Raw genomic sequence first — 13,821 nt, forward strand, 5'->3', positions numbered from 1 at the left:
CGTCGCATCTACGAGGGCAAGGCGAAGGTCCTCTACGAGGGACCGGAGCCGGGGACGCTCATCCAGCACTTCAAGGACGACGCGACCGCCTTCAATGCCAAGAAGCACGAGGTGATCGACGGCAAGGGCGTGCTGAACAACCGGATCTCCGAGTTCGTTTTCCAGCACCTCAACGACATCGGCGTGCCGACCCACTTCATCCGGCGGCTCAACATGCGCGAGCAGTTGATCCGTGAGGTCGAGATCATCCCGCTCGAAGTGGTCGTGCGCAACGTGGCGGCGGGCTCGCTCGCCCAGCGGCTGGGACTCGAGGAAGGCACCCAGCTCCCGCGCTCGATCATCGAATTCTACTACAAGAACGATCAGCTCAACGACCCGATGGTGTCGGAAGAGCACATCACCGCGTTCGGCTGGGCCACGCCCCAGGAGATCGACGACATCATGGCGCTCGCCATCCGCGTCAACGACTTCCTGTCCGGCCTCTTCCTCGGCGTCGGCATCCGCCTCGTCGATTTCAAGATGGAGACCGGTCGCCTGTGGGAGGGCGACCTGATGCGCATCGTCGTTGCCGACGAGATCTCCCCGGATTCCTGCCGGCTGTGGGACATCAAGTCGTCGGACAAGCTCGACAAGGACCGCTTCCGCAAGGATCTCGGCGGTCTGATCGAGGCCTACACGGAAGTCGCCAAGCGTCTCGGCATCATGTCCGAGAACGAGAAGGTCCAGACCGGCGGCCCGCGCCTGGTGCAGTAAACCGTTAGCGCAATGCGGCCGGCTCCAGGCCGGTCCAGCCGCGGCGCAGGCGCAGATAGGTCGAGAGGTCCGGATCGAAGCCCGGATGATAATGGGGGTCCTGCGCTAGCAGCGGTCCCCATCGCTTTTTGAACGCCTCGACCTCGCGACGATGGCGGGCGGCGGCCTCCGGCGAGGGCCGGCGGCTCGCCGATTCCCGGTGGTGAAGCACGGCGCCGCCGACATAGAGCGTGTGCAGCCCGAGCGCGTTCAGCCGGAGACAAAGATCGACGTCGTTGAAGTCGATCGCGAAGGCCGATGTATCGAAGCCGCCGGCGCGGACGAACTTGTTGGCCTCGATGACGAGGCAGGCGGCGGTCACGGCCGAGACGCGTCGCGTGGCGCGCAGGGCGCCGAGATAGCCGGCGGCGTCCCCGGCAAAGTGGCGGTGGCCGTGGGTGGCGAGCCCTCCGGTGCCGAGCACGATGCCGCCGTGCTGGATGCGCCCCTCGCCGTCGATCAAGCGGGCGCCGACCGCCCCGATCTCGGGGCGCAACGCCTCGCGCACCATGCGCTCCAGCCAGTCCGGCGCCTCGGCCTCGACGTCGTTGTTGATGAAGGCGAGGAGGCGTCCGCGCGCCTGCGCGGCGACGCGGTTGTTGATGGCGGCGAAATTGAAGGGGCCGGGACAGGCGACGATCCGTGCCGCGTCCTGCTCCTCGAGGGTGCGGAAATAGGCGAGCGTTGCGAGATCGCAGCTGCCGTTGTCGCAGATCAGGATCTCCTTGGCCGGCCAGTCGGTACGGTGGCGCAGGCTCTCAATGCAGGGCCGGAGCAGGTCGAGCCGGTCGCGGGTCGGCACGATCAGGCTGACGAGGGGGCGCGGCTCCGGCAAAGATCGGTCGAGCCGGATCACCCCGCCCCGCTCGAGGAGGACGGGCGTGCCCCCCTCCCCCGCACGGTCGAGATCGCGCTCGACGGCTCTCAAGCGGGCATGGCGGCGTTCCTCTCGTCCGCCCCCCTCCCCCTCGAAGTGTCCGAGGGAAAGGATGCGCGGGAGGTGGCGCACGGCGGTCGAGCCGAACCTTTCCGCGACGCCCAAGGCGAGGTCGAGAGGGGCAGCACCGGCGATCGGCGCCGCACCTACGAGGCTGGCGCGACGGAAGGCGATCACGGGGCCGAGGTAATCAACCGATCGCAGGTAATCCCGATCGAAGGCCGGGCGCAGCAGAGGGAGCCAGGGACCCCTGGGCCCACGGCGGTACAGGGCGTCGCCGTACAGGGCGTGGAGATCCGGATCGGTGAAGGCGGCGGCAATGACAGCGGACGCGCCGGCCACGACCTGCTGGCCGTCAGTCGAGAGGAGAACGATCGGCTGTCCGTCCGGCGCGATACGGATCGCGCCCTCCGCATCGGGCGCGACGCAGGCGATTCCGGCCGCGGCCAGGGCGGCGGGCGGCTCGGGGGACGGCACGAGGTCGGCGGGCCAGCGCAGGTGATGATGGGCACCGGCCAGAGCGATGAAGCGCTGCGCCGCTCGCAGCCGCCGGCCAGAGAGGCGGGCGAGCAGGATCGGCAGCAGGCGTCGCGGATGGCGCAGAGCGCGGAGGGCGAGCGCGAGGCGTCCCGGCGCGGGCTCGGCGGCGAAGCGCAGCGCGTCGGGCCAAATGTCGGGCCGGCCCTCGGCGCTCATTCCAGCTCCTCGCCGAACGTCGTGAGCGACAGGGCCGGATGGTAGAATGGATCGTGCCGGATCACGCCGCGCCAGCGCTCGGTGAAGGCGGCCGCCTCGCGCTCGAAGCGGGCCCGCGCGGCGCCGACCGGCCGGCCACGGCTCACTGATTCGAGGTGGGACAGGACGGCGTGCGGCGTCCACATCGTCTTCCAGCCCCGCGCCCCGAGACGCAGGCAGAAATCGATGTCGTTGAAGTCGATCGGGAAGGTCGCCTCGTCGAAGCCGCCCACCGCCCGATACTTCTCCCGCGTCACGGCGAGGCAGGCCGCCGTGACGCCGGAGACCTCGTGCGCCACGGTCAGGCGATCGAGATGACCGGGTGTGCCGGCGGGACGCCGCCGCAGGATGTGCCCGGCCTCTCCACCGAGTCCCACCACCACGCCGGCATGCTGGAGCCGTCCATCCTCGTAGAGGAGCTTGGCACCGACGGCGCCGACCTCGGGGCGGGCGGCTTGGGCCGTGAGGACGTCGAGCCAATCCGGCCGCAGCACCGCCACGTCGTTGTTGAGCAACACGAGGATCTCGCCCTGCGCCGCGCGCGCGCCGGCATTGACCATCGCGGAGAAATTGAAGGGATGCGGATGAGGCTCGATCCGCACCCGCGGATCGGCGCGCAGCCGGTCGTACAGCGCGAGCACCGCCGGCTCGGTCGAGCCGTTGTCCACGATCACCAGCTCGATCGCGGGATAGTCAGTCTTCTGGAGGACGCCCTCGGTGACGCGCGCAATAAGCTCGAGCCGGTCGCGCGAGGGGATGATGACGCTGACGAGCGGTGCCGGCTCGGGGCGCGGCCAGTGCAGATCGAGGCGATCCTGATGGAACATGGCCCGCGCCGGCGAGTCCGCGGCGCGCAGATGCCGGTCGAGGTGCGATGCGCGGGCGGATGCGTCGACGGCGAAAGGCTCACGGCGGCACAGAATCCGCGGGATGTGGGCGACGCGGGCCGCGGTTCCGGCCGCGAGATCCAGGGCGAGAGCCGCGTTCTCGGATGAGCCCACCGGCTCGGCCGGCAGGGTGGCCAGGAAGGTGCGCGCGACCAGGGCGGGGGCGCCGACATAGCCGGTGACGAGGGCAAGGTCGGGGCTCCAATCCGGCTTGAGGCGCGGCCTGATCGTCTGCCCGCCGACCTCCTCGTCGGCGTAGACCCACTCGGCCGCCTCCGTCTCGAAGCCGCCGGCGAGCAGGCCCAGCGCTTCCGGAGCCAGGACGTCACCGGGGCGGAGCAGTCCGAAGAGGTCGACGTTTCCGCAGAGGTCTCGGAGCGTGGCAACCGGATCCCAGGTGGCAGACGACACGCGCGGATCGGTTCCTGCCGGCTTGCCGGGCGGATCGCCATCGGTCCAGGCGATGAGGAGGGACCAATCGGCATGCGTCTGTGCAAGCAGGCTCGCTACGCTGCGCGCCACGGCATCCGCCCGCGCGAAGGTTGCGGGAAGGACAAGGCGGATCGAGGCGCCCGATGCGGGCTCGGCCGGCCCCGATCGAGACGGACGCGCCGCCTTCCAGGCCGGGTAGCGGCCGAGCGGCGTCACGGCGCAGGCTCCGCGCAGGCTGTCGCGCCACCGCCGCTCGTCGCGAACGAGCCCGGCGCGCAGGGCCGCGGCCGCGCGCAGGGGCCGCTTCAGCAGGGCTTCCGCGACGACGCTCGCGCTCCTACGCAGCCCGACCCGCTCCAGAACGAAGCCCGGTTCCGCGGCGATCTCGATGCGCTCGCAGTCGTCGGGCAGGTAGCCGAGCCAGTGTGCCGTGCCGAGGGCGAGTCCGGGCAGGACGAAGCTGTCATGCCGCCCCCCTGCACGCAGCAGGCGCAGCAGCGGCCGCTGCGGCCGGGCTCGCGCCGGCAGCGTATAGGACAGGACGAGCCAACGACCCTTCTGCGGGTTGCGGAAGGCATCCGGCACGAGGAGACGGCGGTCGAACAGCGGGTCATCGGTGAGCGCGAGCGAGAACGGCGTCTCCCGGCCTCGCCAGAGATTCCGCCGCGCCCCGCGCCAGGCATCAGAATGAGCGATGCCGTCCTCCGGCATGGGCCGTGCCGTGGCGCGAAAGCGACGCGATCATGGGTCGGCCGGTGCCTCGCTCTGCTCCGCCGCCACGGCGGGCGCGGGCTTGCGGCGGCGCGCAGCCGGCTTCGCCCGCGCCGCACCGGCCAGGGTCACCTCGATGTCGTAGCCCGTCGCCTTGTCGGCGGGCACGGAGAGATCGTTCTCGATCACCGTCGCCTCGCCCTGCACGGCGCCAGCCGGCACGGAGACGGCGACGCGGTGGGTGCGCGCCATGACGGGCTGCTCGTTGTACTTCACCGCGATGGTCACGGGCGCCTCGAAGCGCCCGGCGGCGCCGGCCGGGCCGAGCAGGGCGCGCAGCTCGACGCCGACGCGGACCGCCACCGAGCCGTCCGGCCGCGCCTTGCACTCGCGGCTGAGCCGCGCGAACACGATCTGGTGGCGAAGGCGGGTCTTGTCGCCTGCCGCTCCGGCAAAGGCCTGAATCGCGGCGCCGCCATCCGGCACGAAGACCGGCGGGCAATAGACGTCGTCGGGGTCCTGCGCGCGGGGCGCGGTCACGGACGATGACCCGCCCTCGCCCCCGCCGAACATGTTCTTGAAGAAGCCGCCGGATTCGGCCAGCGCCGCTCCGGGAACGGCTAGCACCAACCCGGCGAAAATGATCAAGCCTCTGCGCATCGTCTGACCGTTCCCTGCCTTCCCTGGCGGTCCCCTCGAACGCTCCGGAGCCGAACGATCCTACTTGAGCGCGTCGAAACCGGGGCCGAACCCCTTGGTCGAGACCGGGATGCCGACCCCCTCCTCCGGCGTCTGGAAGACGATGAAGGTCGCCTGCGAGCCGCCGCGCAGCGATTTGATCAGGCCCTCGTCCATCACCACCTCGGCGATGCAGCCCGGCGTGATGCACCGCACGAAGCTGGCGCGGCCGATATCGGTCTGGTCGATCTTAAGCCCGAGACCGTAGGGCAGCAGGATCCCGAGCGGTGCCTGCACCCGCATCAGGTAGCCGCGGTTGTCCGCGAGCTTCAGCACGATGACCACGAGACTGAGGTTCGGCCGGTCTTCCGCCGCCACGTACTGCACCAGGGCGCACTGCTCGGCCTTGGCACCGGCCGGCGTTTCGCAGCGCAGTTGCCAGTCATCGAAGGTTTTTCGCACGTTGCCCTGAGCCTGCGCGGCGCCGCCTCCGGCCAGGATCGTAGCGATGGCCGCGGCCGCCAGCGCAAGACGGCGACCGGATTCCGGCCGAACCGCGCGAACCACGCCCGCAAACAGACTCATACGAACTCCGATCGATCGCTTCCTGAGGCGGCGTCCGGTCCCGGGCGGGTGCCCCTCGCGCTGGCGCAATGAGGCTGTGGGAAGCGCCGCACGGGCTGGGGCGTTGGGACCATGCAGGGTCCCCGGTGTCAAGCGATCGCGGCGAGGGTGTGTCGAGATTGAGGCGAACCGGCTACCGCTTGGCGCCGCACTGCCCTACACTAAGGCCAAGCTCTCCATCATCCGAGGAACCCGCCATGCGCCGCCTCGCCTCTTCCCTCGCCCTCGCGACGCTCCTCGCCGCGCTGGGCTCGGGGGGCGCCTCCGCCCTGTCCCTGCCCTTCGAGGAATCGGACTACCTGCCGCCGGAAGCGACGACGACCTATGTCGAGCGCTCGCTCAACCATCAAGCGCCGCTCACCATCGAGCACCCGCCGGTGGAGAGGAACCCGCGCGGTCGCCTGCGCGGTGATGCGGCGGCCATCGCCGGCTTCTGCCGGGACGGGGGCACGGTGCTGCGCCGCGACGCCTCGGGCCGCCCAACCTACCTGCGTCAGCGCGAAGTCTGCGAGAACGTCGCGCCCCGCACGCTGTGGCCGGGCCACGTCGATCCGCGCCCGACCTGGCCGGCCGAACCGGCTGCCGCGCGTAGCCGGGCGGTCGTGACGAAGTACTGAGCCGAACGCCTCAGCCGTAGCGGTGCAGCTCCGAGCCGTGCCGCTTCAGCCAGCGTTCCGCCTCCTCGACATGGGGGCAGAGGTCATTGGTGAGCGCCCAGAAGCGCGGGGAATGGTTCATCTCCCGCAGATGCGCCATCTCGTGGGCGACGAGATAGTCGAGCACCACCGGGGGCGCGAGGATCAGCCGCCAGGAGAAGTTCAGCTCGCCGCGGGCGGTGCAGGAGCCCCAGCGGCTGCGCGTGTCGCGCAGCGTAACCCGCGCCGGCCGCTGGCCGAGCCGAGCCGCGTAGGCCGCCACCGATTGCGACAGGTCGCGCCGCGCTTCCCGCGTCAGAAATTCGCGGACGCGGCGCGGCATGTGGGCGGGATCGCCCGGAACGGCGAGTGTCCCGCTCTCGGGATCGGCCTCGGCCGTGCCGCGGCCCTCGCGCGGCACGATTCGGTGCGGCACGCCGCGCAACGGGATGACCGAGCCCGCCGCGAAGGGGACGCGCTCGGGCAGCTTGGCGAGGCGGGTGGCGATCCAGCCGCCGTGGTTCTGGGCGAATTTCTGCGCCGTGGCGAGCGACGAGCGGGTCGGCAGCGTCAGCACCACGGCGCCGGTGGCGCTGGAGACCCGCAGCGTCAGCCGGCGCGCGGTGGGGCGCCGCAGGACGGCGACGCGGAAGGTCTGTCCCTCATGGGCGATCTCGATGTGATCCGGATCCGGCCGTCGCAGCAGGGCGCGCGTCATGGCGGCAAACCTAGCCGCAGGCGGCCGGCTCAGCCATCCCAGCAATCCGTCTCTCACCGGAAATTCACCCGCTCAAGCATCGTCCCGAAAGGTGGCCGCCGGCTTTCGGAAAAAGACGATGCGAAAACAAGAGAGGAGAACATCGTCCTGAATCGATTTCCAGGACGATGCTCAAGCACTGCGCTCGCCCGCGATCAGGCGCTCCCCTCCATCTCCCGCAGGAAGCGGGCGATGCGGGGCGCGATGACCGAGCGGAAGCGGGAACCGTTGAATACGCCGTAATGCCCCACCTTCTCCTGCAGGTGATAGGCCTTGCGGGCATCGGGCAGGTTCGGCGTGAGGTCGAGGGCGGCCTTGGTCTGGCCGACGCCGGAGATATCGTCGTTCTCGCCCTCGACCGCGAGGATGGCGCAGCGGCGGATCGCCGAGAGATCCACCAGCCGGCCGGCATGGCGCATGCGCCCACGCGGCAAGGCATGGTCGACGAACACGGTCTGCACCGTCTGGAGGTAGAACTCCGCCGTAAGGTCCATCACCGCGAGGTACTCGTCGTAGAAGTCGCGGTGCTTCTCCGCCGAATCACCGTCCCCGGTCACGAGGTGGTGGAACATGTCGGTATGCGCGGTGACGTGCCGATCGAGGTTCATCGCCATGAAGCCCGAGAGCTGCAGGAAGCCGGGATAGACCCGGCGCATCGCCCCCGGATAGAGCGGGGGCACCACCGTGATGCAGTTCTTCTCGAACCAGGCCATGCCGCGCTCCTGCGCGAGGCCGTTCACGGCGGTCGGCGAGCGGCGGGTATCGATCGGCCCGCCCATCAGGGTCATCGAAACCGGCACATGGGCCGAATGGGCTGCCTCCATCAGCGCAACGGCGGCGAAGACCGGCACGGCGGGCTGGCAGACGGCCATGATGTGCAGGTCCGGACCGAGGTCCCGGAACATCGCCTGGAGGTAGTCGATATACGTGTCGAGATCGAAGCGCCCGTCCAGCAGCGGCACCATCCGCGCGTCGGACCAATCCGTGATGAAGACCCGATGGTTGGGCAGCATCGCCTCGACGGTGCCGCGCAGGAGCGTCGCGTAATGGCCCGACATCGGCGCTACGATCAGAAGCTTGGGCTGCGGCTCCGTGTGCCCCGCCGGCAGCGCCCGGTCGAAGGCGATCACGCGCGCGAAGGGCCGCTCCCAGACGACACGCTCCGAGACCGGAACGATCCGGCCGTCGATCACGGTGCTCGACAGACCGAAGGCCGGCTTGCCGTAGCGGCGTGTCACGCGCTCGAACATCTCGAGCGCGGCGGCCGTCGAGCGGGCGTAAGGACCATAGGCCAGGGGGTTGCTCGGATTGCCCAGACTGTGTCGGGTCGCATCCGCCGCGATGCGGGCCGGCGTCAGCATCGCGCGGGCCGTCTCGTACCAGAGATACGCCAGATCCATTTCGGCACTCCCCCGTTCCGGTCGGCCAATCGACCGGTACCGAGTCGATCTTATCGTATGTTGCTGGCGGAGAAATCCGGCAAGACCACGCTTTCGGCCGCGGCATCTTTGAACAGGCCGGTGGACTCGCCCCAGGCCGGCCCTATCGTAGCCGCACCATGATGGAAGCGGCCCACGAAACGTTCACGCCGACGGGCCGCCACCTGCGCCTCGACACCTTCGTGCGCCTGCGCTGGCTCGCGCTCACCGGACAGAGCGCAGCGGTCGTCGGCGCGCAGTTCGGCCTCGGCCTCAACCTGCCCTTCGGTTGGTGCTTCCTCGTCATCGCCGCCTCGTGCTGGCTCAACCTCGCGCTGCGGATCCGTTTTCCCGCGAGCTACCGCCTGAGCGACGATTCGGCCGCACTCCTGCTGGCCTTCGATATCGTCCAGCTCGCGGGCCTGCTGTTCCTCACCGGCGGCCTGCAGAATCCGTTCTCGCTCCTGTTCCTGGCCCCCGTGCTGATCTCGGCCACCGCGCTACCGCCGGAGCGGACACTGGCGCTGGGGCTTCTGGCGGTGGGGCTCGCCACCCTGCTTGCCCTCGTCCACCGTCCCCTGCCCTGGTTCGCCGACGGGCGGATCGAGCTGCCCTTCCTCTACGTCTCGGGGGTCTGGACCGCGATCCTCCTCGGCACCGCCTTCACCGGCGTCTACGCGTGGCGGGTGGCGGAGGAGACGCGCCAGCTCGCCCGCGCGCTCGCGGCGACCGAACTGGTGCTCGCCCGCGAGCAGCATCTGTCGCAGCTCGACGGCCTCGCCGCGGCGGCGGCCCACGAACTCGGCACGCCGCTCGGCACCATCATGCTCGTCGCCAAGGAGCTCGACCGGCAGCTCGGCCCCACCGCTTCGCCGGCCATCGCCGAGGACCTCAGCCTGTTGCGCGATCAGGTGGATCGCTGCCGCGGCATCCTCTCGAAGCTCACCTCCATGGGGGAGGAGACCGAGGAAGGGGAGACCTTCCTGCAAACCGTCACCTTCGGCCACCTCGTCGAGGAACTGGTCGCCCCCCAGCGCGCGCTGGGCATCGCCGTCGAGGTGTCGAAGCAGGGCGAAGGGCCGGAGCCGGTCTGTCGTCGCAACGCGGGGGTGATGTTCGGGCTCGCCAACATCCTCGACAACGCCGTGGATTTCGCCGAGTCGCGGGTTCTGGTCGAGGCCCGCTGGACCGCCGAGCGCGTGACGCTGACGATCCGCGACGACGGGCCGGGCTTTCCCAGCGAAGTGCTGCTGCGCGCGGGCGAGCCCTACGTCACGACCCGGAGCCCTGGTCGCTCACGCAATCCCGACGAGGCTGGCGGCGGTCTCGGGCTTGGCCTGTTTATTGCCAAGACGCTGATCGAACGCTCCGGCGCGCAGCTTCTCCTGTCGAACATCACGGAAGCCGGAGCCCATGGCGCCCTGGTGCGCGTGACCTGGGCACGTCACGTTTTCGAGAGGGAAGCGATTGCGCCCCATCGCGTTGCGCACAATTCTCTGCGACCCCTAACGGAACGCGATGCCGCACCCATATAATGCACATAGATGACACGAACCGACGAGGAGTGCCGCATGCTGACGCAGAGCGGGACGACGGTGCCAGGCTCGGACACCGCTTTTCTTTCCGATTCCGATCCTCTCGCCGCCTTCAGCGATCGCAGCCTGCTGATCGTTGACGACGACAGGCCGTTCTCGACCCGCCTTGCCCGGGCCATGGAGGCGCGTGGCTACGAGGTGCATGTGGCCGAGAGCGTGAGCGAGGGCGTCGCGGCGGTCGAGAACAAAGCGCCCGCCTTCGCCGTGATCGACATGCGATTGGGCGACGGCAACGGGCTCGACGTGATCGCCCGCCTCAAGGAGCGCCGCCCCGAGGCGCGCGGCGTGATCCTGACAGGCTACGGCAACATCGCGACCGCCGTGACTGCGGTGAAGCTCGGCGCCTTCGACTACCTCGCCAAGCCTGCGGATGCGGACGAGATCCACGGCACGCTGATGGCGCAGCCGGGCGAGCGCGCCGATCCACCGGAAAATCCGATGTCGGCCGACCGGGTCCGGTGGGAGCATATCCAGCGGGTCTACGAGCTGTGTGGGCGCAACGTGTCCGAGACCGCCCGGCGCCTCAACATGCACCGGCGCACCCTTCAGCGCATCCTCGCCAAGCGCGCGCCGCGCTGACGGAGAGGACCGCACGAGCGGGATCCGAGCGGCTGGCGGGACACCGCCGGCCGTTTCGTTTTCCACCTCGTTTGTCCTGACCGCTGGCCGCATAGGCGGCGGAGCGCCGGAACGGGCAGTTGCGCCGGACACCGGCCTCGGGCTACTTCGCCGCTCGAAGAGTTGAACAGGCTTACGCGCGTATGCGGAACCTCATCACGATCCTGGGGCTGATGGTGCTGGTCGGCACGGAAGTGTTCGCCGCGGCTATTGCTGCCGGCTGGGCCCTCGCCGGATTGCTCGACCTGGGCGACCAAGTCGGTCACATCCTCATGGGCCTGTTCAGCCTCGTCGCCGCCTGGATCATGGTCCAGCTCTGGCGCCGTGCCACGGAAGCCGAGCCGATCGGATCGGCGAAACGTCGATAGAGGAGGATGTCGCGGTGACGCTATCACGAAATCGCGATAGAGTTTCCTTCTGCTGCGATCCGTTTGTCATCTGCGTTCCGACCGCGACGCGGTATTCGGACTTTTCGCGCGTGGTCGGGCACCGGTTCCTCGAGCATAGCTCTCCTGCGGTCCGACCCGCGCCTCTTCCAAACGAGTTTCTGCCATGAAAGCCCGCATCGTCGTCACCTTGAAGACCGGCGTTCTCGACCCTCAGGGGAAGGCGATCGAAGCGGCCCTGAAGTCGTTCGGGATCGAGGAGGTCTCCGGCGTGCGTCAGGGCAAGGTCTTCGACTTGGAGGTCGCCTCCGAGAGCCGCGAACAGGCCGAGGCGACGCTAAAGGCCGCCTGCGAGAAGCTGCTCGCGAACACCGTCGTCGAGAACTACACCGTCGAGATCGCCTGATGCGCGCCGCCGTCGTCGTCTTTCCGGGCTCGAATCGCGACGGCGACGTGGCCCGCGCGCTCCGCCGCTCCGGCGCGGAGGTCGTCAGCGTCTGGCACGCCGACACCGAATTGCCGGCGGGCACCGATCTCGCGGTGGTGCCGGGCGGCTTCTCCTACGGCGACTATCTGCGCTGCGGCGCCATCGCCGGCCGGGCGGCGGCCATGGATGCGGTGCGCGCGCACGCCGCCCGCGGCGGCCTCGTGCTCGGCATCTGCAACGGCTTTCAGATCCTGTGCGAGTCCGGCCTCCTGCCCGGCGTGCTGATGCGCAACGTCAACCGCCGCTTCATCTGTCATCGGCAGTTCCTGCGCGTCGAGCGCACGGACACGCGCTTCACCTCGGCCTATACCGAGGGTCAGGTGATCGACGTCTGCGTGGCGCATGGTGAGGGCAACTACTTCGCCGATTCCGAGACGATCCACCGCCTCGAGGGCGAAGGCCGCGTGGCGTTCCGCTACTGCGACGCCGGCGGGACCCTGACAGAGGATGCGAACCGCAACGGCTCGCTCAACTCCATCGCCGGTATCTATTCCGAGACGCGCAATGTGCTCGGCATGATGCCCCACCCGGAAAACTTCGTGGACGGCCTCGTCGGTGGCACAGACGGCAAGGGGCTGTTCGACAGCCTGGCGGCCTGAGGCTTCTCGGCCCCGTTCAACGGGGCCGAAAGAGCCGGTTGCAGGGGCGGCCTTTAGTGCCCCTCGAATTCCATCAGCGTGCGGACCGTGACGCCGAGGTCACGCAGGCGCTGGGCGCCGCCGATCTCCGGCAAGTCGATGACGAAGCAGGCGGCGATCACCTCGGCACCGAGCTGGCGCAGCAGGTTCACCGCCGCCGTCGCGGTACCACCGGTGGCGATGAGATCGTCGACAAGGATCACCCGGTCGCCCGGCTTGATCGCATCGACATGGATCTCGATCTCGTCGGTACCGTATTCCAGCGCGTAGGCCGTCGAGACGGTCTTGTGGGGCAGCTTGCCCTTCTTGCGGATCGGCACGAAGCCCGAAGAGAGCTGGTGCGCCACCGCGCCGCCGAGGATGAAGCCGCGCGCCTCGATGCCCGCGACCTGATCGATCCGCCCGCCCGCATAAGGATGCACCAGCGAATCGACCGCGCGACGGAACGAGCGCGGATCGCTGAGCAGCGTGGTGATATCGCGGAATATGATGCCCGGCTTCGGGTAATCGGGAATCGAGCGGATCGAGTCCTTCAGGGCGGAGTGGCGGCGGACTTCCATGCGGGGCGCTCGATTCTTTTCGAAGATCGCGGCGGTTAGAGCAGAAGGCTCGGCATGAAGCCAAGCCTCTGTCCTGTCAGGCGGCCTTGCGCAGCAGGCCGATCAACTCGCGGTGCAGCACCTCGTTGCCACAGGCCACCGAGCGGGCGGCGAGCGGCTCGGCGCCGCCATCCGCGCTGGAGACGAAGCCGCCGGCCTCGCGCACGAGGATGATGCCCGCCGCGATGTCCCAGGTCTGGAGGTCGCGCTCCCAGTAGAGGTCGGTCCGTCCGCAGGCGACGTAGGCGAGATCGAGCGCCGCCGAGCCGAGGCGGCGGGTGCCGCCGGAGACCGCCATCACCGCGGCGACCTCCTTGAGCAGCCGGCCGTGGCTGCCACGGCCGAGATAAGGCGTGCCGTAGGCGACGAGCGCGTCGGCGAAGTCCTGGCGGCCGGAGACGCGCAGGCGCCGGTTGTTGAGGAAGGCGCCCTTGCCGCGCTCGGCGATGAACAGCTCGTCCTTGGCCGGATCGTAGATCACGCCGGCGACGATCTGGCCGTCGCGCTCCAGCCCGACCGAGATCGCGAAATGCGGGATGCCGTGCAGGAAGTTCGTGGTGCCGTCGAGGGGATCGACATGCCAGGTATGGCTCTTGTCGGTACCCTCGATGTTGCCGCTCTCTTCCATGATGAGGCCGTAGCCGGGCCGCGCCTTCATCAGCGCGTCGCGCAACACTTCCTCGGCCTTCCGGTCGGCGGCCGAGACGAAGTTGCCGGGGCCCTTGCGGGAGACCTGAAGGTTCTCGATCTCGCCGAAGTCGCGCTTGAGCCCACGGGCGGCCTTGCGCACGGCATCGACCATGACGGTCATGAGGGGAGAGTTGATCATGCAAGTCGGCTCGCAGCCCCTGTAAGGAGGCCCTGCTGGAAGAAAAATCTGTCAGCGCTTCTA

At 69.3% G+C, this 13,821-nt stretch carries 15 protein-coding genes (1 of these 15 cut by a window edge); 7 read left to right on the forward strand and 8 right to left on the reverse strand.

Annotation, left to right across the window (positions count from 1 at the left end; translation table 11 throughout):
- Positions 1-753, forward strand: the 3' portion of a protein-coding gene (purC, locus tag LPC10_RS03040; RefSeq protein ID WP_017487305.1) for a phosphoribosylaminoimidazolesuccinocarboxamide synthase. Its footprint begins 42 nt before the window's first position; 753 of the gene's 795 nt are visible here — the last part of the coding sequence; its start codon lies beyond the left edge, outside the window; it ends in the stop codon at positions 751-753.
- Between the two features lie 4 nt (positions 754-757).
- Here purC and LPC10_RS03045 read toward each other — a convergent pair whose 3' ends face one another.
- Genes LPC10_RS03045 through LPC10_RS03060 form a run of 4 tightly spaced genes read right to left on the reverse strand, consistent with a single transcriptional unit; the run spans position 758 to position 5,757 of the window.
- Positions 758-2,425, reverse strand: a complete 1,668-nt coding sequence (locus LPC10_RS03045) for a glycosyltransferase (protein ID WP_231345405.1) — start codon at positions 2,423-2,425, stop codon at positions 758-760.
- Positions 2,422-4,494 (reverse strand): glycosyltransferase, encoded by a 2,073-nt coding sequence (locus LPC10_RS03050; protein WP_231345406.1) that lies wholly within the window; start codon positions 4,492-4,494, stop codon positions 2,422-2,424. The genes LPC10_RS03045 and LPC10_RS03050 overlap by 4 nt, the downstream gene beginning before the upstream one ends.
- Positions 4,495-4,524: 30 nt before the next feature.
- Positions 4,525-5,154 carry a hypothetical protein gene (locus LPC10_RS03055; protein ID WP_231345407.1) on the reverse strand — a complete coding sequence of 210 codons (630 nt, stop codon included), beginning with the start codon at positions 5,152-5,154 and terminating at the stop codon, positions 4,525-4,527.
- 60 nt (positions 5,155-5,214) lie between these two features.
- The gene (locus LPC10_RS03060; protein WP_231345408.1) at positions 5,215-5,757 is read right to left on the reverse strand and encodes an invasion associated locus B family protein; all 543 of its coding nucleotides are present in this window, start codon (positions 5,755-5,757) and stop codon (positions 5,215-5,217) included.
- Between the two features lie 236 nt (positions 5,758-5,993).
- Here LPC10_RS03060 and LPC10_RS03065 point away from each other — a divergent pair, with 236 nt between their 5' ends.
- Positions 5,994-6,413, forward strand: coding sequence for a hypothetical protein (locus LPC10_RS03065; protein WP_231345409.1), 420 nt, complete (start codon positions 5,994-5,996; stop codon positions 6,411-6,413).
- Positions 6,414-6,423: 10 nt separating this feature from the next.
- Here the strand turns inward: LPC10_RS03065 and LPC10_RS03070 are convergent, their stop codons facing one another.
- Positions 6,424-7,149 carry a M48 family metallopeptidase gene (locus tag LPC10_RS03070; RefSeq protein ID WP_231345410.1) on the reverse strand — a complete coding sequence of 242 codons (726 nt, stop codon included), beginning with the start codon at positions 7,147-7,149 and terminating at the stop codon, positions 6,424-6,426.
- Positions 7,150-7,343: 194 nt separating this feature from the next.
- Complete coding sequence (locus tag LPC10_RS03075; protein ID WP_231345411.1) at positions 7,344-8,588, reverse strand: polyhydroxyalkanoate depolymerase; 1,245 nt, start codon at positions 8,586-8,588, stop codon at positions 7,344-7,346.
- 158 nt (positions 8,589-8,746) lie between these two features.
- Between LPC10_RS03075 and LPC10_RS03080 the strand changes: the two genes are divergently transcribed.
- The 5 genes from LPC10_RS03080 (at position 8,747) to purQ (ending at position 12,291) form a co-directional block, all read left to right on the forward strand.
- Positions 8,747-10,141 (forward strand): ActS/PrrB/RegB family redox-sensitive histidine kinase, encoded by a 1,395-nt coding sequence (locus LPC10_RS03080; protein WP_231345412.1) that lies wholly within the window; start codon positions 8,747-8,749, stop codon positions 10,139-10,141.
- 36 nt (positions 10,142-10,177) lie between these two features.
- Positions 10,178-10,780: an ActR/PrrA/RegA family redox response regulator transcription factor gene (locus tag LPC10_RS03085; protein WP_108938645.1), complete on the forward strand. Its 603-nt coding sequence runs from the start codon at positions 10,178-10,180 to the stop codon at positions 10,778-10,780.
- Positions 10,781-10,962: 182 nt separating this feature from the next.
- Positions 10,963-11,187, forward strand: coding sequence for a hypothetical protein (locus LPC10_RS03090; protein WP_108938646.1), 225 nt, complete (start codon positions 10,963-10,965; stop codon positions 11,185-11,187).
- A gap of 184 nt (positions 11,188-11,371) precedes the next feature.
- Positions 11,372-11,611 (forward strand): phosphoribosylformylglycinamidine synthase subunit PurS, encoded by a 240-nt coding sequence (gene purS, locus LPC10_RS03095; protein ID WP_108938647.1) that lies wholly within the window; start codon positions 11,372-11,374, stop codon positions 11,609-11,611.
- Complete coding sequence (gene purQ, locus LPC10_RS03100; protein ID WP_231345413.1) at positions 11,611-12,291, forward strand: phosphoribosylformylglycinamidine synthase subunit PurQ; 681 nt, start codon at positions 11,611-11,613, stop codon at positions 12,289-12,291. The genes purS and purQ overlap by 1 nt, the downstream gene beginning before the upstream one ends.
- A 53-nt stretch (positions 12,292-12,344) precedes the next feature.
- Here the strand turns inward: purQ and LPC10_RS03105 are convergent, their stop codons facing one another.
- Together LPC10_RS03105 and LPC10_RS03110 are read right to left on the reverse strand one after the other, a co-directional pair.
- Positions 12,345-12,890 (reverse strand): adenine phosphoribosyltransferase, encoded by a 546-nt coding sequence (locus LPC10_RS03105; protein WP_108938649.1) that lies wholly within the window; start codon positions 12,888-12,890, stop codon positions 12,345-12,347.
- Between the two features lie 76 nt (positions 12,891-12,966).
- Positions 12,967-13,758 carry an inositol monophosphatase family protein gene (locus LPC10_RS03110; protein WP_231345414.1) on the reverse strand — a complete coding sequence of 264 codons (792 nt, stop codon included), beginning with the start codon at positions 13,756-13,758 and terminating at the stop codon, positions 12,967-12,969.
- Positions 13,759-13,821: the final 63 nt, after the last annotated feature.

Origin of the sequence: Methylorubrum sp. B1-46 (assembly GCF_021117295.1) — a bacterium.
GTDB lineage: Bacteria > Pseudomonadota > Alphaproteobacteria > Rhizobiales > Beijerinckiaceae > Methylobacterium.